The sequence below is a fragment of the Campylobacter sp. 2014D-0216 genome, assembly GCF_014931215.1.
Classification (GTDB): Bacteria; Campylobacterota; Campylobacteria; order Campylobacterales; family Campylobacteraceae; genus Campylobacter_D.
Genome location: NZ_CP063089.1, coordinates 882,363 through 903,130, shown reverse-complemented (window position 1 = coordinate 903,130; position 20,768 = coordinate 882,363). Strand labels below are relative to the sequence as shown.

Sequence of the window (20,768 nt, the reverse complement as noted above, 5' to 3'; positions counted from 1 at the left end):
ATTAGTTCTGCTTGTTCTCTTGTTATTGTTTATCCTTTGTTTAGTCTATAAAATCTATATTAAAATACTTACAAGTTAAAGTAATATATTCTAAATCATTCTCAAAATATATACTTATCAACATCTCTTCTTCTTTTTCAATATAGCCTGTTATATCATCCCAATTATTTCTTATCAAATCGATAAAATTAGCTTCTAATTGATTAAAATTTTTACAATATGATTTTGAATGCAGCAACTTATAATCATAAAAAATAATTTGCAAATCTTGTATATCTTTTTTCTCTGATTTAAAAAATATTTCTAAAGTTTTTTCATTCATTGTGATAGAATAAACAAAAAAGTCATTTCTTAAATCTATTTTTACATCTTTAAGATAAAATTCTCTTTTAAATAAACTTCCATGTTTTAAATTTTCAAATTTCATTATTTTTGCCTTTTTAAATAATTTTCTACAATATCTAAATCTTTATGAGATATTGGTTCTACTATACCCTTTGACATTCTATATTTTGTTGGATCTTGAGGGTTTATATGTTTAGTATATTCTACTTTATGAGGTGTATTAATTAGTTTCTTTAATGTCTTCTCATAATGTGGTTTACCATCTAAATCATATCTGATAAATTTATCTTTTGTTTCTATAGAAACACTATTATATCCCCTGTTTAAAGTATTTTTTATTTCTATGGCTCTTTGTTTGATATTTAGAGTAATCTTACCATTTTCACAAATATAATCAGAGCTTCTAGGTTTTAGAGTATCTTTAGGCCATATTCCATTATACTTATAAAGATGAACTTCTTTATCACTTATCTCACCTTTTTTATTTTCTAAATATAAAAGCATTTTTGCTTTCTCTTTACTTTTTTCTCCTCTCCTTCTTTGTGCTGCTTTTAATTTACCTCCTATCCCTTTCCATTTTATCTTGTCCCATTTAATCTTAGCAAGAGAATTAGCTTGTATTTTAGTTAGAGCAAATTTAATCTTATTTTTCTTAGGTATAGCTAGTATAGGATAACCTTTGTTGCTTACTCCTATTAAACCCATTTGTAAAACAGAATGTTTATGATTTGCTTTATGATTTGAATAAGTATGAGCAAATACTAAAGCTACTTTAGTGCAAGGCCCTCCTGCTATAGGTGGATTTACACATCCACTTATACTAGCTCCTTGTATTTCATTATGAAGCATAATGGGAACATTATCTGATTTTATTCTTTTAGCGTTCTTTGCTTTTAAATTAACCTTACCTCCATGTATGCATAATAAAGTATTATCTTCTAATATAGGATGCATACAAGAAGTATCAGGACTTATATTCATAGCTTCTATTCTAGGAAGAGTTATTTTTCTTTTTTTAGCCATAAAAAGCCTTGTGGGTTTGAAGTATGCTTTCTAATTGTTCATCTTTAGCATAAAGAAGTTTTTCTTCCAAAGAACAATCAAAATTTAAAGGAAAAGGTTTTAGAGTATCCTTGCTTAGAAATTTTTGCCAAAGTATAGAGTTTTCTTCTAGTGAGAAATTCCAAAAATCTTCTTTGTTGTTGTAAACATAGTCTTTATAGTCTATAAAATTTACAAAGTTGATATTTACATTTTTTTGCTTAGAAAGCACACCTTGTATGTTTTCTTCTTCTGCACTTTTTGGAATTTTATTATAGTTTTTAAGATAATGATTTATTCTATTATCATTTAAGTCTTGATTTTCAAGTTCATTTAAAAGTTCTTTAGAATAATAATTTAAAAAATAATTATTTGCATATTCTTCAATGTGCTCTTTAAAGCTTCTTTTGTAAATTAACTCATCATAACTAATAGGGTAAGATTTTAAAGTATTATTTTTAGAATTTAATATATAATCATACCCTGTAAAAAAATAAGAAAAATCCACAAAGGCATAATCAGCACTTATGCCTTTACAAAGACTTAAAAAAATATTTTCAAGTTCTAAGATGATTTTTTCATCTTTGCTTAAATTTAACTCTTTTTGAAGTTGTTCTTGGGTTTTTGGGATAAAACTATAATTAAGCCTATCTTCATAATTTTTTACTAGATAATTTAAATTTTCATCATTAAGATTAAAAGTAAGGCATAGTGATGAGTTAAAATAAACATCGTATTTGTTAAAATAGGGCGCTAGATTATCTTTTTCTATAAAAGTATTGATTTGGCTTTGAGAAAAATTTTCTCCTTTTTCATCCCAAAAAGGAAAATTAGGAGAGTGGTTTTTAAGAGTTCCTATTTCACTTAAATCATCTTTTTGATAGTATCGGTGTAAAATATACTTGCTTTTATCTCTACATAATCTATTATAGATTTGAGCATAATTTGAAGGTAAAAAATTTAACCATTCATCATCACTGTGTAGATTTATACCTTCAAATTGATCAACACTAAAATAAGCTTTAAGTTCTTGCATAGCTTTTAAGGTGTTTTCTAAATGTTTATTATAGAAATTATTTTCATTAGCCTTTTTAAAGCTAAGCCATTCTTGTAAATTAAGGCGATTGCCTTTTAAACTCCAAGCGTCAAGGTATTTTTCATCACTAAAAGTTTTTTTAGATAAAAGATGAAAGCTAACCTGATTGGCACTTAATGTTTGTTTCATCTAAAAGCTCTCAAAGCATCAATAAAATCTTTTATATCTTCTACTTGATCTTCTACCCAATCCTCCACTGTATAATCCTCATCACATTCGCTATCTTCACTGTAATAATCTCCTCCTTCAAAGTCAGCAGGATCATCATAAAGTTCCATTTCTATATGTTCTAATTCAAATTCCAAATCATTTATAAAATTTCGAAGAATCATCCCATTAAAATTTTTTTTATCATAGTTTAAAATAGTGGTTAGATTAGACGGTAAAATGACCTTGTCTTTTTTATCAAATTTTAAGTTGTTATTTTCTACTAAATTTTTATATTCATAACTTAAGATGTAACTTATAAAAGCTCTTTGTTCGTATTTTTTTAGACCATCTAAAGCACCTTTTAAATAACTATCATTTTTAAGATAGTAATCAAACACTTCTTGTGTATCTTCATCTAATAAAATTTTATTTTCCATAATCTCTCCTTATGATTTATTTTAGCTAAAGTTAATTTCTATTCCTTTATTCACTTTCTTTAGCCTTTTTTATGGCATCGTTTAAAAGTTTACAATATTTCTCCATATAGCTTTTATCTTTTTCACACTCTTTACTATCCCAATATATATTGTATTTTTTATCAAGTTGAGCTGAAGTCATTGCTCCTGCATCTTTTAAAAGCTTTTTATTTCTAGATCCTCTTGCGATATCTAAAGGGGTGGTTGGGGTAGCAAAATTTACATTAGCTCCTAGTTCGATTAAAAGCTTTGTAACCCTATAAGTTTCAGGTTCTTTTACAGCTTCAAATAAAAGGGTTTCATTGTATTCACTCTCTTGAATAAGTCGGGTTTGTGTATCTACATTAGCTCCTCCTTTAATAGCTAGCTCTAATAATTCATAATTATTGCGTCTAGCCCAAAAATGCATAGGAGTCCTACCAAAGTCATCTTCATGCACTTCAAATTTAGCTCCACGATTGACTAGATATTGTATGATTTGAGAATTTGGGTTTTTAGCATTGAGTATATATGCGTAGATTAGAGCATTTTTGTAAATATTAGGCTCACCTTCTACTTCTTTCATTAAGATGTATTTTTCATTAGCTTCTTTGATATATTTCATATCTACAAAGCGAAGATTATATTTAGGATCTTTTAAACTTAAACCATACTCATCAAATAAATAATCTAAAATAGAAAAATCATTATCATAATTTCCACAAGTAAATGCAGCTCTTACTATAGTTGTGCAAGGATCAAACAAAGATAATTCATCCTTGCTGTTTTGTTTTTTAAAATGCGTCTCATAAAAGCTTTCTTTTATGGGATAATCTTTTAAAAGATTTTTAACATTTTCTAAGTCATTATTACTAATAAAATCAAATAATTGTTTTTGAATTTGCATTTTTTTTTCAAAACTCATAGCTTTGATATCTTCTAATGTTTTCATTTGTTTTTCCTTTAGTTTTTTTGTATTTGTTTGTTTTTGTTTAATTCCTCTTCTATATGAACAGGGTCATTTAAATTTAATCTTTTTATCATGATTTTATTAGGTGTTGCTCCTTTTATGTGATGTAGATACATTTCTTTAAAAACTGTTTTTATACTCCTGTGGAAATGCCTATGGTAGATAAAACCACTTCTTGATCCTTTATGGTTTTTATTGTCTTTATTAAATATCTCTAGATTAGTTATATTATCTATTAATTTTGTGTAATGATTACATAAAAATAAATAATCAAGTTCATATTCTCTAGCAAGTTTTAGTTCAAAGCTTATTTGTTCTGTTAAAGCTTGATCTTTGACATTTTTGACCTCTATTAAAGTAGGGTAATCATTTAGCGTTACTAAAAAATCAGGTATGGCGTGATTAAAACTATGAGTGTTAAAATTAGCATCTAGTTTTCTTCTATTAGATAAATACCTAGTTGATCTTTTAGTAAAAAGCATAGAAGCAGCATATTCTCCTGCATCTCCTATGTCTTTAGAATTGATATTTTCATTTTTTTGTTCTTCTTGGTTTGGGGTGGTGTTGTTTGTTGCCATCATATCTAAAGGATCTGCATTTTTAACACCATTTTGCTTGCCATTGCTAGCTTGTTGAGGGTTTTGAAGATCTTTTATAATGCTTTTATGTTTTTTAGCTTTATCTTGATTTCTTTGTAAAAATTCAAGTCTACCTAGTAGGCTTAGTTCTTTAGGTGATTTGTTTTGATTATCTTGCAATCTGCTAATTTTTTTCTTTAATTCTTGCTTATTTGTAATAATATCTTTTAAACTTTTATCCTCTTTAAGCAAGATTTTAGTCATCTCATCTGCTTTTTTTTCGCAAGCTTCTTGAATAGCTTGTGCTTGCTCTTTTTTATCATCTTCTGTTAAATCTCTATTTTCATTCAAAGCTTGTAGGAATTCTTTAGGACTTTGCAAAGTTAAATTAGGATTTTTTATTTTAGCTATGCTTCTTTGAAAGCTTAAATCTATATTTTTCTTTCCCTTTTTTCCCATTCTAAAATCAGTCACTACAAAGCCCTTATCTTCTAAAGGCACAGGATCAAAGTGTAATGTTTCATTTTTATCTAAAGATACTAATCTTGGTATTAAAATATATTTTTTTTCTTTTAGACATTTATCAAAAAAATCTGCTTCAACTTTAGCTATACCATCTTTTACTTCAAAGCCATCGTTATATTTTAACTCTTCATTTAAGCTTTTGATATCATTATCTTTACTTGTATAAACATCGTAAAATACATCATAGTCTTTAAAATTTTCAGTATTTCTTGATAAAGGTTTATCTTTTCTTTCTTTATAGGCATCATTTAGCGTGTTAATATTCTTCTTATCAAAATAAGCATTGATTGTATTATTTCCATATTCATCGTTGCTAAATAATGCTTTTTTATCCTTTATTATTTTATCTCTTGCTTCTTCTCTTGTTTTTATTTGGTTTTGCTCTGAAGTTTTATCAATGCCTATAGTTTTTTCATCCTCGTCTATAAGATAAACTTCGGACTCACCCTTTTTTTTCACTTCTTTTCCATTTTGTGTTTGCAAATGAAAAGGACTGTAAAAATACAATTTGCAATTTTCTAGTATATAAACCTTTTGAAATTCTTTGATATGAAAATTGACATCAGTAAAGTTAATTTCTATTCCTTTATTCACTTTCTTTAGCCTTTTTTATGGCATCGTTTAAAAGCTTAGAGCATTCATCACGATATTTACCTAATAAGTCAAAGTCAGTTTTTCCATCAATTTCACAATGAGAATCATCATATGCTGGTAAATTATATTTTTTTCTAATTTCATTTGAAGTCATTGCTCCTGCATCTTTTAAAAGCTTTTTATTTCTAGATCCTCTTGCATCATCTAAAGGAGTTCTTGGGGTAGCAAAATTTACATTAGCTCCTAGTTCGATTAAAAGCTTTGTAACCCTATAAGTTTCAGGTTCTTTTACAGCTTCAAATAAAAGGGTTTCATTGTATTCACTCTCTTGAATAAGTCGGGTTTGTGTATCTACATTAGCTCCTCCTTTAATAGCTAGCTCTAATAATTCATAATTATTTTGCATAACCCAAAAATGCATAGGAGTCCTACCGGAAAATCCTTCATCATGCACTTCAAATTTAGCTCCACGATTGACTAGATATTGTATGATTTGAGAATTTGGGTTTTTAGTACCTAGTATATATGCGTAGATTAGAGCTTTTTTGTAAATATTAGGCTCGCCTTCTACTTCTTTCATTAAGATGTATTTTTCATTAGCTTCTTTGATATATTTCATGTCGGGAAAAGCAAAATTATATTTAGGATCTTTTAAACTTAAACCATACTCATCAAATAAATAATCTAAAATAGAAAAATCATTATTATTTTCTTCGCAAGCATATGCAGCTCTTAATAAGCTTGCTGCCGGATCAAATAAAGATAACTCATAATCTTCATTATTATGATGGTATGTAAAATGCGCCTCATAAAAGCTTTCTTTTATAGGATAATCTTTTAAAAGATTTTTAACATTTTCTAAGTCATTATTACTAATAAAATCAAATAATTGTTTTTGAATTTGCATTTTTTTTTCAAAACTCATAGCTTTGATATCTTCTAATGTTTTCATTGTTTTTCCTTTAGTTTTTTTGTAATTTTAGTTTTAATTCAAGAAAATTGCTTTTAATCCGCTCTTAAATCACCTCCTTTTACCCTTAAACCTTTATCATCTATAATTACTTGCATTTTTCCTACTTGAAGTATGATTTTATCTTTTGTTTGCGTAATGGTGGTATTTTCACCTACTTGAGAGATGATTTGTTCTTGTGCTACTAAAGTACTTTCTTGATTTGCCAAAGTATTTACATTATCAGCTGTAAAGGAGCAATCGTTTTTAGCTTTAAAGCTTATGGAATCATCAGCTTCAGCTTTGAAATACTCATTTGTTTCTATGCTTAGATCTTTTTTGGAGTGAAATTTTATACTTTGATTGGTTTGAAGCACGTAAGAACCTTTTATGGTTTCATTTTTATTATGTCCTATTCTTTGGATAAAATCATTTTTGATATCTTGCTCTAGATTATTGTCGATGATTACTCTTTTATCATTTCCTATTTTTTCTTCATGATTTTGTCCGATATTGACTTCATTGCTAATTCCTACATTCAAAGTATTATTTAAACCCACATTGGTGTCTTTAGAAAGCAAGGTGTTTTCTAGATACTGCGCACCTACATTGACATTTTTAAAACCTATGATATTTTGCATATGCCCTAAGGTAATAAATTCAGTATATAAAGCTCCCACTTCTGAGGTTTTGTTATTTTTTATGGTTTGCTCATAGTTGTTGCCTATTTCTTCTTTATAATCTTTTTGTGCTAGAATGTAAAATTCTTCCTTGTCTATATCATTTTTTAAAGTGATTTCATTTCTTGCTTTTGCATCGGCGTTATTTTTTCCTATAGTGGAATTAGATATAGTTAAATAATGCTCATTTTTATAATTTAGGTTATAATCTGTATTTTCTTGTAATTTAAGCTCATCTAAGCCTTTGTTGTACATAGGTATAGCACTTAGATAATTTAGTGTTTGTTCAGCGATCTCTCTTTTGTATCTTGGGTAGTTGTATTGTGGCATAGAGTTCACCCCATTATACAAACTCCCACTGATAAAAGGTTTATCTATATCATCATCTAAAAATGAAATAATAACTTCATCTCCAATTCTAGGTGTATGGTAAAAACCTGAATGATTGCTTGCTATAGGGCTAGCTACTCTTAAGAATGGGCTATGATGATAGATATTTGCTTTATTGTCTAATTCTTCTTGATTAGCATAAAGATTAATCCTTACTTTTACTCTTCCATATTCATCTGTATATATGGTGTTTCTTTGGTTTTCTATATTAGAATCTTCTCCTATCACCATACCTATGGTATTAATTGGAGGTTTTGGTTTAAATTTAAAACTAGGTGTAAAGGTTAAAAAAGATGGAAGTAGGGTTAGGTTATTTGTGTAAGATTTGCTTAGGTTTAAGTCTTTGATGTTTAAATTATCATTAGTATTGATAGTATTGGCTAAAATAGCATCATCAATTAAAATTTGTTCTTTGGCTATGATGGCATACTCTTGAGTGTTTTCTTTTTGAATGTTAATTTTAATACTTTCATTTAAGCTAAGATGATAAATATTGCTTTTTGCTTTTAGTATATTATTAAGCATAGTGCTTCTTTTTTCTTTAAGAGTAGGGGATTGTTTTAGATTGATATCTTGTGTAAAAGAATATTCACTTTCATAAGAATGCTCGTTATAGTGTATATTAGCATTTTGTTCTTTGGCGCTTAAGGAATATAAGCTTAAAGGTTGTTTGGAGTTATTACTAGAGTGAGTAAAAGCATTGGTTTGTATTTGTTTTTCTTTATTGAGTGCATAAATACAAGCCTCATTAAGATGGTTGTTGATGTTAGGGTTAAAAGTTACATTTTTAATTTTACCTTTATGAGTATAAAAATCATAAAAATAGATACTGTCTTTATCCTCATAAAAATAAATACCATGATTATGCGCTAATCTTGTGATAAATTCTAAATCACTTTCATTGTATTGAGAAATCAATTCTTTAGTTTCATATGTATGATGAATATTAGAAAAATCAATGTTTTTGTTTAGTTTGGTGTTATAATAAGCCAAAGTTTGCTTGATCGCTTCTATTATATTTGTATGTGTGTAGATACGATTTGCTTTATTAAAATCAAGTCTAATTAAAGGAGAGTGTAGGTTAAACTTAAAAAAGTGCTTATGATTTAATTGTTTAAAGTTTTCTTTTGCGATATTATTTGCACTGTTTTGATTAATGCCTAAGTATTCAACATAAGATATTACGCCATTATATATCATGTCAGTATCGGTTGAAAAATCTAATTTTTTGTTTTCATAAGGATTGTTGATTATAAGTGAAGCTTCTTTATCAATAAGCATGCTAGGATCAAATTCATCATTACCACTAAAAATATCATCATGGATATTTTCATAAAAACCTTCGCATTCACATAAGAAGATCTGATCTAAGCTTTCTTTTATAATGGCTTTTGTGATTTTAAAATCAAGTTTGTTAATTTTTAAGTTAAGATAAGAGTTGTTTGTATTCATTAAAAAACCTTTGTTTTTGGTGTAGGAGTTTATTGGGGTGTTTTTAATGAAAGTGATAAAAGTTTATAAATTATCTAAAAAAGCCCATTGTTTAAACAACGGGCTTTTGAAGAAATTAAGAGTTTGCTTCTCTCCAATCATCACTTCCGCTTGTCCCAGCTGCTGTATGCTCCCAAATAACTTTTCTGTAATTTAAAGATACTTTAAAAAGCTCTGTTTTGTCATGGTTACTTGCTTCTTGTGCGTTTGGCATTATTAAAGTAATATCTGTAATAATGGCATCTTCTAGTTTAGTTGTGAAGAAATGCTCTTGTCCTCCACTTGTTGATGTTCTAAACCAATGTACTTCAACACTTGGAAGTCTTTCGCCTTTTGTTAGTGCATTATAAAGCAATGGAACGGCTTTGTTTAAAGAACAAGTGAAAGTAAAAGGTTTGTGAACTCTTTGTCCTGATGGTTGTCCGCTTTGTTGATCAACCGGAACTGTTACGATATGAGAAATTTCTTGAGCCATAATCTCATCTTCGTGTCCAGCCTGATAACGATTTCCTATACTTGCTTCTGTAGAAGCGCCACTTGAAATAAGTCCTTGAGTTGATCCTTCGATCTTGATGTATGCTGGTTGTGCCATGTTTTTCCTTTTTAAATAAGATTAACTTTGTGTTTGTATCAAAAGTTTTTTATATTTTAATACAAAATAAGTAAAAATAATATAAAATTAATAAGCAGAGTAAATTTATTTAAATTTAAAGTTACAATTATTTATTTAGGAAAAACCATGTTTCAAAAAATTATACAAATTTTAAAATCAAGAATTTTTATAACTACATTGATACTTGTTGTCTTGGGTGTTTTGAGTTTATTTTTTTGGTCTTATGGATCTTTGTTTGCATTTAATGAAATTTATGTTTTTAGTAATCCTTATCTAAGATTTGGGATAATTTTTGTATTTTGGTGTTGTATTTTTTTATTTTTTCTTTTGAAGCCTTTAAGTAATTTTATAAAATCTCTTAAAGATGATAAAAGGATAAAGCTTAAAGAAATCAAAAAAGAAGCAAATGAATTTTTGTATAAAGCGAAAAGGAATTTTTTTATTGCATTAAAAGATGCACAGCAAACATGGAAGAAAGATATCAATACTAAAAATCTACCACTTGTCATTATTATAGGTAAAGAAGGGGCGGGTAAAAGCACTTTTATAAATTACTCTGACATAGAATATCCTTTAAGTGATAGTTTGGAATCATATAAAAAAATGCATAAGTCTACTAGTAATTTTAGTTTATACGTTTCTAAAAGAGGTGCTTTGCTTGATACCGAAGGGAATTATTTTTCCCAGGAAGATTTTTTTCATCCAAACAGTAGTGATGAATTGCCTGAGGATGATATAGAAAAAAATAAAGATTTTTTAATCAAAAAAAGTATTTGGCAAAATTTTTTAAGATTTTTAAATAAGAATTATTTTCATAGTAAGTTAAATGGTGTTGTTTTGGTAGTTGATACCAAAATGTTTTTGGAAAATCCAAAAGAGTATGCTAACAATCTAATTCGCTATTTAACAAAAAGAGTGCATGAGTGTGAAAAGATCTTAGGTGTTCAATTGCCTATTTACGTGGTTTTTTCGAAGTTGGATTTAATAGAAGGCATGAAAGAATTTTTTGATACTTTTAGTGAGAAAATTCCTAGAAAAGCTTTTGGTATAAGCTTTATAGAGGGTTTTAAAGATGAGGATGTTCAACGATCTTTGGAAGAAATAAGCCAATCGTTATTTTTGCATTTTGTTGATAAAAATTCTTCTATATACACCATAGAAGAAAAAAATAAAATTTATTTGTTTTTAAAGCAATTAGATAATTTATTTGCACTAAGTAAAGAATTTATTGTGCAATTACAAAATGAAAATATATTGAAAAACAGTTCAATTTTAAGAGGCATGTATTATGTGAGTGCTTATCAAGAAAATGTTCCAAGAAATTTTGTACTTGATACAATCTGTGAAAAGTATAATATAAAAAAACCATTAGCTCAGGCAAAACCATCTTTTAATAAGCAAAGTTACTTTGTTCAATCTTTGCTTGAAGATATCGTTTTTAAGGATTCATCGCTAAGTAAAATTAAAAGCTTTTATAAGAAGATGTCGCTTGTGGGGTTAATACTGCTTTTGGTTTGTGTGACTTATTCTATATCATCATATGTTATTCTTAAAAGCGAGCAAGAGAAAAAGATATCCCAAAGTGTCTATAATAACCTTTCGCTTTTATTGGAAAATATACAAGATTATTCTATGATGGGCATAGAGGAAAAAGCAAAATTACTAGTTGATTTGAGAAATATATTAAGCGTGTATCCGCAATTGGTTGAAAAGTCAAGTATAACCGAATATCTTGGTTTGAATATAGCTTATAAAGGTTTTGAAAAAGCGCAAAATTTATATTATAGAATCAGTGAAGATGTGTTAAAAAATACTCTATTAAAAGAAATGGAAATAATATTACAAACAGATGATAATTATGAAAATTTAATTAAAACTTTATATGTTTATAAGTCATTGTTCGAACAAAAATATCTTGATAAAAATTTGTTGAAAACATGGATTAATGAAAATTGGAATTTTTTGGAAAAATATAAAATTTCTAAAGAGAATTTTTTATCTGGCATCGATGAACTTCAAAAAATTGACCTAAGTTCTTCTCAAGAAGATGAGACTTCGATTAATTTATCTATTGAAAAATTATACAATATGGCAAAAATTCAAAGAATATATACTTTGTTAAATTTTATTAATCTAGATAAGAAAAATACAACATACAGTTTTAAAAATGAACTAGGCTTTGCAGCTAATAATGTATTTTCAGAATCTATTAGGATCGATAATATCGATGAGATTTACACTAAAAGAGGTATGGTTGATTTCTTGCAGACATTAAATGCAAAAATAGACAAAGCCATGGAAATTGATTCGTGGATTTTGAATGATATGTCAAATACTGAAAATAGAAGTAATATGGCTATGGGGATTATAAAAATTTATTTAAGTCAGTATCAAAACAAATGGCAAGAAATTTTAAATTCACTTGCGCCTAAAAAATTTATTTCTAAAAGTTCTATGTTAAATGAGCTTAGTATATTATCTAAAAAAGAAAACCCTTTAATGAATTTTATAAAAATTGTCAGTGTAAATACCAATCTTAATGATGCCACTTTGTTAACTCAGGCGTATAATCTTGGTATCAATGCTGCTGAGATAAAAACAAGTTTTATGGGTATTACAAGTGCATTTGATGCGTATCATAAAATTATAGAACAAAATTCTATTTTAAACACAGGTGCCACTGCGGTAGGTTTGGATGTTGGAAGTCATCAAAAAACTATGGAGTTGATAAATGCAGATTTGTTAAATATTCACAAAAAAATAACTGATTTTAGTACAAATAATTCTCAAACTATTGAAGAGAAAATAAAATATGCTTTAAGTGATAGTAAGGATTCTAGTGATCCTTTTAGTTCTCTTGGGCAAAACATCAAAAATTTACCAAGTGAATTGGAAAAATATTATTCAACTCTTTCTTTATATGCATGGAATATAGTAGAAAACCACGGAATTTCTTTATTTAATACTGTTTGGCTGAATGAGGTCTATGCTCCATTTGTTAACGAAATAGCGCCTTTTTACCCTTTTAATTTATTAAGTTCGCAAGATTTGAGCATGGATTCTTTTAAAAATTTCTTTGGTAAGAACGGAATTTTAAATAAATTTTACGAAAAATACCTAACAAGTGTTTTAACGAAAAGAAAAAATGTTTATTCTATTAATTCTAAATTTAGCTCAAGATTAACTTTTTCTAAAGATTTTTTAGATTTTATTACCAAGGCTGGTAATTTATCAGAGTTGATGTTAAATGCAAATGATGTAATGAGAGTGCGCTTTACTTTACAAAGCCTTGATTTGAGCGCTGATTTTTCATTTGTAAAGGTTAAATACAATGATAAGTCTATTATATATGATCATACATTACATACAAAATTAGATGTCATTACTGATGAATTTAATAACGGGACTAGCTTTGATTTTACTGCGTATTCTTATTTAGATGCTAATGCAAACTATACAAAATCTTACAAGGGTGAATGGGCTTGGTATAGACTACTACAAGAAAGTAAAAATTTAAATTCATCTTACAGTGTTTTATTTGATGGTAATAAAAAAATGTATTTTGATTTTAAGCTTAACAATAATAATTCAGATATTAATAATATAATTAAAATACTAAGTGATTTTAAAATCGTAGAAAATATAACAAGGGCTCAAAATGATAGATAAAGAAACTATAGGATTGATAATTGAAAATGTCGAAGAAAACACAACAAAAACAGTAGCGTGTGTATTTGATGAAGCTGGTGGGCTTGTTGGATCAAGTCCTGAGTGCTTGTTTTGGGTGCAAGATAAACATAACTCCATCGAAGAAAGACATATGAAAGTTGCTTTTGAAGAAGGCTTTTTTACTATTTCACCTGTGGAAGGCAGCGATATTTTTTATAATAATTCTTTTTCTAGACTAGATGATGGCTATGAGATCATTGTTAACAAAGGAGATGTTTTAAAGCTAGGTTTCATTGAGTTGCGTTTTGTTGATTCAAAAGAAATTAAACAAGAGTCTCTAAAACAAACTAAAGAAATAAAAGAAATAGAAAAACATACTCAGATGGATGAAATAGAGTTAAAACCTCGAGGAAAAATAGATGGTTTGGATTTTAAAGCAAAAGAAGATATTAAAGAGCTTATTGAAACAAAAATAGATTATAGTTTTATAGAGGATAATAATATTAAAAATTCTAAAGTTATTGCAGAATCTAGTTCTTCTGTAAATTTAGACTTTACTTATGAAAATATAGGAAAAATGTTAGATAAATTACAAAATGAGTTATCACAAAATCGCAAAAAAACAATATTAGGCGATAGTTTTCAAAAATTAAATATAGATGATTTTCAAACAGTTATTTCAAAAATCCCACTTGTTAAAGATACCAAGTTAATTAATCTTGTTGTATTAAGTTTAATCACTAAAGAATTGTATTCACCTGTATTTAAAGAGATGGATGAGGATATTTTCATGAATTATTTGCAAAATGCCTTGCAAAATATCATCAAGAATGATCAAAATATATTCGAAAATTTGACTTTACTGTCTTTGGATAAATACAAAGACAAATAGCTTTTTTAAAGATGTATTTAAATAAGCAAAGATGATTTTTTAAAGGTAAATTTTAAAAAGGAGTATCAAATGAAAATCACAATGATAATTCTAAGCTTATTTTCTTTAGTATCTTTAAGTGCATGTGCTTTTAAAGAAAATAAAGCAAGTGAACTAGAAACTCTTGCAAGTAATTATGGTGGAATTTATATCTTTGATAAAAAAAATAAGAGAAGAGATATTGGAAAATGAAAGAAAAAGAAGAGAGTTGGAAGATACTGATAAATTTAGAACTAAAGCGGGTCAATTAAAATCAGGAGAGTTAATTTATACGATAGATTCTGAAGCTATTGATAAATTGCTTCCTCAAGTCCTTTCTAATGGTTGTAAATATTATCGTAGTGATTATAGATATAAAGGTAAAGCTAATTTTGGTTTCAAAGATAAACCCGAATTTGCATACTATGAAGATCAATTTAAAGCATATATGGGTGAAGAAAACTATAAAAAATTAAGACCTTATTTGGGTATGACAACTTATTATGTATGTAAGGGTAAAAAATATCCTGTTGTTTTTGCTACTATGATAGATTATAAAGTAAAAAGCTATGGATTGTTTGGAGATGAAGGAAGAGGATTTAGCTTTTCTAGCATTAGTCGTAAAAGTGCAGGAGGAGGATCTTTTCATTATTTTACTAATAATAAATTTATAAAAAGTGATGAAAAATATACAGGACAAAGTTACTGATGAATCCTAAAGAACTTATCTCTCAAATCAAAGACTATGCTAATATAAGATGCTAGTTATGCTATGCTTGATTTAATCGATGAGAATGATGAAAAAGGTTTTTCATGATATGTTAATATAAAAACTAAATTTTACTTATACTAAGGTATTTGAAATAATATACTTTAAAAAGGAGTATTAAATGAAAATCACAATGATAATTCTAAGCTTGTTTTCTTTAGTATCTTTAAGTGCATGTGCTTTTAAAGAAAATAAAGCAAGTGAACTAGAAACTCTTGCAAGTAATTATGGTGGAATTTATATCTTTGATAAAAAAATAAGAGAAGAGATATTGGAAAATGAAAGAAAGATAAAAGAATATAATCAATGGATTAATAATATATCTGCTTCTGATGAAGAGTTAAGAGCTAATATTAAAAAGTATGATGTAGAAAAAAAATTCCCTCAAGTCCTTTCTAATGGTTGTAAATATTATCGTAGTGATTATAGATATAAAGGTAAAGCTAATTTTGGTTTCAAAGATAAACCCGAATTTGCATACTATGAAGATCAATTTAAAGCATATATGGGTGAAGAAAACTATAAAAAATTAAGACCTTATTTGGGTATGACAACTTATTATGTATGTAAGGGTAAAAAATATCCTGTTGTTTTTGCTACTATGATAGATTATAAAGTAAAAAGCTATGGATTGTTTGGAGATGAAGGAAGAGGATTTAGCTTTTCTAGCATTAGTCGTAAAAGTGCAGGAGGAGGATCTTTTCATTATTTTACTAATAATAAATTTATAAAAAGTGATGAAAAATATACAGGACAAAGTTACTGATGAATCCTAAAGAACTTATCTCTCAAATCAAAGACTATGCTGATATAGCAGATGCTAGTTATGCTATGCTTGATTTAATCGATGAGAATGATGAAAAAGGTTTTTTTGATAGTGCTTTTACTCCTCCTTTGTGGCTTTATGCAGATGGGATAAAGTTAGGGTATGAGATAAGCAAAGAGAATGAAACAAAGCTGTCTAGAGGTAATAAGAAAATAGGAGATCCTACAGCTTATGCTACCATTATAGAAGCTAGATTTTCTGCTGATCTTGTCTTTAAAAAACCTAGAAAAGACAATGAAGCTTTAGATGAGGATCAAGTTATTGGAAATAAAGCTCAAAGCTTTATTTATAGAAACAAAGAAGACAAAGAAGCAAAAGATCAAAAAAATCTATTAGCTTTAAATTTTAAAGAACAAAAAGAATATCCTGATAATTTCAGACATCATCTTAGTCCACGCACTAAAAATTTTGTATCTCGTTATGAAGTTATAGATCATGTAAAAAACACCAACATCAGTGGTTATTCTCATACTGTTTTTAAAGACACAAGTAAAAATGATAATACTTATATCTTGGCTTTTCGTGGCACTGAAACAGGTGGAACACAGCTATTAAAAGATGCATTTTTTACAGATGGTTTTATTGCTTTGAGGCTTGGAATTCCACAAGTGGTGTCTTTGATGAATTATAGTGATAAAGTTTTAAAAGTCATTAGAGAAAAGCATGGGAGTGATGATTTTAAAATAGATGTTGTAGGACATTCTTTAGGAGGACATTTAGCTCAATGTTTTTGTATCTTTGGACAAAAAAAATATATTCAAAAACTTTATACTTATAATGGAGCTGGTATAGAAGGTGTTATAGCAAGTTTTGTAAATATTTTTATTAGAGTTATTAGGGTTGTTTTTAAATTACTCATTAAAGGGATTAAAAAGCTTTTTGGTTTTGGTATGACTAGAAAGACTTTAGATAATTGCTCTAAAGTTTTAAATGTGGAAAATGGAACCGATGGTTTGATCAAAGAATGTAAAAATTCGCAAGGGCAGATAGATCAAAAAAGACTTGATGAATGTGCCTTAAATATAAAACAAGCAAGTAGAGGTAAAACAAGTATAGAAATACATCATATAGAAACTATAGCTAAACCTATCCCTGATAAAGAAGATTTTTCACGAGAATATAGACAAGCATTAGAGTCCTCACGATCTGTGATAGCTGATTTGGGTTATAAATATGGCTTAAGCATTAAAGATAAGTTTGATTATAAAAATACAGACAAGTTGCATTTAATTCATATAGGAGAGCTTGAAAAAAACTATTTACTAACTAGCCATTTTATGTATAATATAGTTTGGGCGAGTTATTTTTATGAACATTTAGTAAAAAATAATGAAAATATCAATGAATTTAAAGAGGATATTGCTTGTGCTATGGATTATTTAAATTCTTATGCGCAAAATTTAATCGACTTAAGTGAAAAAAATAAGCTTTTATTGGAAGATCATGTAGATATCCAAGATGAAAATCAAAATTATATTAGTGTGGTATTGGATAAAATTTTTGATAACTTGTGTAAAAATAGCGTATATAACAAGAAAGAATTTAATCTTATCTATAAAGATACACAAGAATTGTTTTATGTAAGTGAATATAAAAATATAAATAAATTTGTTATTCCTGATTCTTTTTTGGTTTTAGAAGCTATGCAAATTTATATAAAAATGCTGGATAAATCTATATTGGAAAAATTATCTAATAAGGATTTAAAGCAAGATTTAGATCATGCTGAAGCAGTTTATAAGTGGTTGCCTTTTATTGTTAAAGATAAAAATAATCAAAAAATACTTACAGAAGATAATATAGGGAAAATCTTAAATTATAACTCTGAGTGCTTTAAATGTCTTAGCTTGAAAAATGATTTAGATTTTTTTCAAGCTAGAAAAAAGCAAATGATTAATTTGATTTATGAAAATAATTGCACAAGCTATTATCTTAATAAAAACCAACCCATTAAAACAAAAGTAAAATTTAATTCCTCAAGTTCGACTATATTTGTTAATTTACCAAAAGAAGAAGTTTTTATTTTTGCTAATTGTAGGGATTTGATCGACTGTGATGAGATTTATAAAAGAGTGGCTACTAAAGTAGGTGTTGCAGTCGAAGAACTCCAAAACTACCAAGCTTATATCTTTTTAAACTCCACTCTTCTTACAGGCTCTGCTGAACTTCCTAATAATCCCTTTTACTTTGGAGAATTAGATCAAGATAATACTATAAAACAAGATACACCTAGTTATTATTTTTCTCCTAAAGATGAAAATAGTGGCAAAGGAAAACTTAGCATCTTTTATAAAAATGATGAACTTTACTTGCTTAATTATTCTATTATAGAAAATTCTTTAAACATCAAATTAGAATGTTTAAGCAAGCAAAGCTTAGAGTATAAAGATTTAATTTCAAACACTTTAAAAGAACAAAAAACCATACAAATAAATAAAAAACAAGCTATAGCTAAGCTCCATGCCCTTTTAGAAAATCAAAACCTAGAATGTATCCATGGGGGCAAGGTAACGCTTCAATCAAACAAAGGAAAAACTTTTAAAGATGATGGTGTGCCTATTATGCTAGAAAGTGATTTGCTTAATTCTAGCATAAGTGGTTGTCCTAATACCATGGGAAAGGTAAGTTATCCTTGTACTAAGGTGGTAGATGTTAAAGGCTCTTTATCTCAAAAGAAAGTCAATGATGAATATGTAATCTTACAAGAACTCATCTCAGCTTGTGTCACAGATAAAGGATATCCTTTAAAAGTAAGCTTTGTACCTACTAAGTTTAAATTTGATCATAGTTTTAATCCTAAGGAAGGCTTAGCAAAACAAAGCAAAAACCAAACAAAGCTAAAAGAGCCTAAGTTGAGAATGTATTATAAAGAGCATAAATATCAAAAAGATAATCTTTTAATCACTAATTTATATCTAAATGATACTTTATATCAAAACGAACAAGGTTTAGATCGATTAGAACTATCTAAAAACGATTTATTTGATTTAAATGATGTCAATATACTAAATACTCTTAAACAAGACTTTAGTAAAAACTATGACTTTAAAGAGTGTAAAATTACACTTGGTGTGCATTTGTTAAAATTAATCTTTATTATTCCAAAAAACATTGCTAAAGTTTATAAAAGTGCTTATAAAGAATCTGAATGTCAAGATTTAGGAGCAGGGTATTTTAAAGAGCTTTTTGAATATCATCAAGATTATCGAGAAAAAGAAAATATTCTACATTATAGATTTTTTTTAACCCCTGCTAAAATGCAAAAGATTGAGTTTGAAATTGCCAAAGGTTTAGATGAGTGGCTTGATGATGAAGGTGTATGTTCGTTTAATATTTTAACTAAGGATTATTTTAAGGCAAATGATAAAGATATGCTCACAAGTGATAATATAAAAGATGGTATAAATACCACACAAACCCACATTAATGAAAATTATAACAATACTCAAGAACTCATCCCTGATAATGTGATAAGAATACAAACACAAGATGGTAGTGGAGAGTTTATTGAGATAATATTTCCTAGTCAATTAGAACTCAATGATAAACCTTTAGAAGATGTGAGTTATACATTTGTTCCGGCTTTAAGAGGTTTACATTCAATGTTTAAAATTACAAGTAGACTTAATAGTGGTTTAACACGACAAGAAGTAGTGAAAATTATTGAAAAACTACAAAAAGGTAGTAGTGGGAATATTCGCCTTTTAAAAAATAAAAAAGAATTAGATGAGCTGTGGCAAAAATTAATAAAAAATGCTACAAAGTTAGAAGAAAAATATATTCCTATAAAAAATCATAAAACAGGACAAATTACGCAAGAAAAATTGATAAGATATAAATTGAACGATGGAATTGATATTATATACAGAACGGGTTCTGGAAGCGGGGGAGAAGCAATAAATATTTATGGTAAAAATCCAAAGCTCAATAAAACTATTCATATTAAACCATAGGAATAAAAGTGAAAAGAATAAAAGTAATATATGCAATGGGTAATCCTATTTTTTCTTATAAAGAAAAAGATGATATAGGATATAAAAGTTATGAAAATTTAAGTAAAGTATTAAATAATAAATCATATTTTTCTGAAATGGATTTACTTTTAGAATATTTAAGATACACAACAAAAACAGATATTCTCTTAGCATTTGAATATTTATTATTAAAACTTATTGATGATGAATTTTTTGCAAGACATGAAATAGATGCAAATATCATTCAATTTTATAATATTGGTAGTCTTAACAACACTCCTTCTTTAAATACACCCAAACCTACCTATATAAGTGAATATATTAATGTTTTAGGGCAGCTTTTTCTAGCAGGATATATAGATTTTGGATCTTATTGTGATGAAGATAGAAATAAAATAGATTATCCCTCAAACTTATCTTATTATAAAGAAGATAAGTATCAAGCTTGGATATATTTTAGAGATAATTTCTTTTATAAAGAAAGATTTGAAAGAAATTTGAATGATGATGTTATTGTAGATGGATGCAGCACAATGTTTTCTCCTACTTCTTGGGATACACCACAATATTGGTCACAATACAATATCTGGGTAGCAACAACCCCCAAAGGCACAAAATACTTCAAAGAAATCTTAGCTCCTAAATTTTACAACAAATACAAAGATCTAGAAGTAGAAATTGATGATAAAGGTAATATTATAAGGTGGATTGGAGAGATTAATAGATGATTTTATTTAAAGGCA

The 20,768-nt window shown here is 27.5% G+C and carries 16 protein-coding genes; 7 read left to right on the top strand and 9 right to left on the bottom strand.

The window, feature by feature from the left end:
* Positions 1-40 precede the first annotated feature (40 nt).
* The 9 genes from A0083_RS04550 to A0083_RS04510 form a co-directional block, all read right to left on the bottom strand.
* Entirely contained in the window at positions 41-427 is a 387-nt protein-coding gene (locus A0083_RS04550) for a hypothetical protein (RefSeq protein ID WP_039626251.1), read from the bottom strand.
* Positions 427-1,368: a hypothetical protein gene (locus tag A0083_RS04545; RefSeq protein WP_197552438.1), complete on the bottom strand. Its 942-nt coding sequence runs from the start codon at positions 1,366-1,368 to the stop codon at positions 427-429. The genes A0083_RS04550 and A0083_RS04545 overlap by 1 nt, the downstream gene beginning before the upstream one ends.
* The gene (locus A0083_RS04540; protein WP_197552436.1) at positions 1,361-2,611 is read right to left on the bottom strand and encodes a hypothetical protein; all 1,251 of its coding nucleotides are present in this window, start codon (positions 2,609-2,611) and stop codon (positions 1,361-1,363) included. Before A0083_RS04540 ends, A0083_RS04545 begins: the two co-directional genes overlap by 8 nt.
* On the bottom strand, positions 2,608-3,069 hold the full coding sequence (locus tag A0083_RS04535) for a hypothetical protein (RefSeq protein ID WP_232087545.1): 462 nt from the start codon (positions 3,067-3,069) through the stop codon (positions 2,608-2,610). The genes A0083_RS04540 and A0083_RS04535 overlap by 4 nt, the downstream gene beginning before the upstream one ends.
* A gap of 46 nt (positions 3,070-3,115) precedes the next feature.
* Complete coding sequence (locus tag A0083_RS04530; protein WP_197552434.1) at positions 3,116-4,039, bottom strand: ankyrin repeat domain-containing protein; 924 nt, start codon at positions 4,037-4,039, stop codon at positions 3,116-3,118.
* A gap of 11 nt (positions 4,040-4,050) precedes the next feature.
* On the bottom strand, positions 4,051-5,754 hold the full coding sequence (locus tag A0083_RS04525) for a putative toxin (RefSeq protein WP_197552432.1): 1,704 nt from the start codon (positions 5,752-5,754) through the stop codon (positions 4,051-4,053).
* A complete protein-coding gene (locus A0083_RS04520; protein ID WP_197552430.1) occupies positions 5,747-6,706 on the bottom strand; it encodes an ankyrin repeat domain-containing protein in 960 nt (319 codons plus the stop codon). The genes A0083_RS04525 and A0083_RS04520 overlap by 8 nt, the downstream gene beginning before the upstream one ends.
* A gap of 53 nt (positions 6,707-6,759) precedes the next feature.
* Positions 6,760-9,225 carry a type VI secretion system Vgr family protein gene (locus A0083_RS08115; protein ID WP_232087544.1) on the bottom strand — a complete coding sequence of 822 codons (2,466 nt, stop codon included), beginning with the start codon at positions 9,223-9,225 and terminating at the stop codon, positions 6,760-6,762.
* 115 nt (positions 9,226-9,340) lie between these two features.
* Complete coding sequence (locus A0083_RS04510; RefSeq protein WP_039663843.1) at positions 9,341-9,856, bottom strand: Hcp family type VI secretion system effector; 516 nt, start codon at positions 9,854-9,856, stop codon at positions 9,341-9,343.
* A gap of 147 nt (positions 9,857-10,003) precedes the next feature.
* On the opposite strand from A0083_RS04510, the gene tssM reads away from it, so the two are divergent.
* The 7 genes from tssM (at position 10,004) to A0083_RS04475 (ending at position 20,753) form a co-directional block, all read left to right on the top strand.
* Positions 10,004-13,546 (top strand): type VI secretion system membrane subunit TssM, encoded by a 3,543-nt coding sequence (tssM, locus tag A0083_RS04505; protein WP_197552428.1) that lies wholly within the window; start codon positions 10,004-10,006, stop codon positions 13,544-13,546.
* Complete coding sequence (locus A0083_RS04500; RefSeq protein WP_197552426.1) at positions 13,536-14,438, top strand: hypothetical protein; 903 nt, start codon at positions 13,536-13,538, stop codon at positions 14,436-14,438. Before tssM ends, A0083_RS04500 begins: the two co-directional genes overlap by 11 nt.
* A gap of 69 nt (positions 14,439-14,507) precedes the next feature.
* Positions 14,508-14,669: a hypothetical protein gene (locus A0083_RS04495; RefSeq protein ID WP_197552424.1), complete on the top strand. Its 162-nt coding sequence runs from the start codon at positions 14,508-14,510 to the stop codon at positions 14,667-14,669.
* Positions 14,670-14,742: 73 nt separating this feature from the next.
* Complete coding sequence (locus tag A0083_RS04490) at positions 14,743-15,165, top strand: tRNA 2-selenouridine synthase (protein ID WP_332089112.1); 423 nt, start codon at positions 14,743-14,745, stop codon at positions 15,163-15,165.
* Between the two features lie 379 nt (positions 15,166-15,544).
* Positions 15,545-15,991 carry a tRNA 2-selenouridine synthase gene (locus A0083_RS04485; protein ID WP_197554551.1) on the top strand — a complete coding sequence of 149 codons (447 nt, stop codon included), beginning with the start codon at positions 15,545-15,547 and terminating at the stop codon, positions 15,989-15,991.
* A complete protein-coding gene (locus A0083_RS08110; RefSeq protein ID WP_232087542.1) occupies positions 15,991-20,004 on the top strand; it encodes a hypothetical protein in 4,014 nt (1,337 codons plus the stop codon). The genes A0083_RS04485 and A0083_RS08110 overlap by 1 nt, the downstream gene beginning before the upstream one ends.
* An 8-nt stretch (positions 20,005-20,012) precedes the next feature.
* Complete coding sequence (locus tag A0083_RS04475) at positions 20,013-20,753, top strand: hypothetical protein (RefSeq protein WP_197552422.1); 741 nt, start codon at positions 20,013-20,015, stop codon at positions 20,751-20,753.
* Positions 20,754-20,768 lie beyond the last annotated feature (15 nt).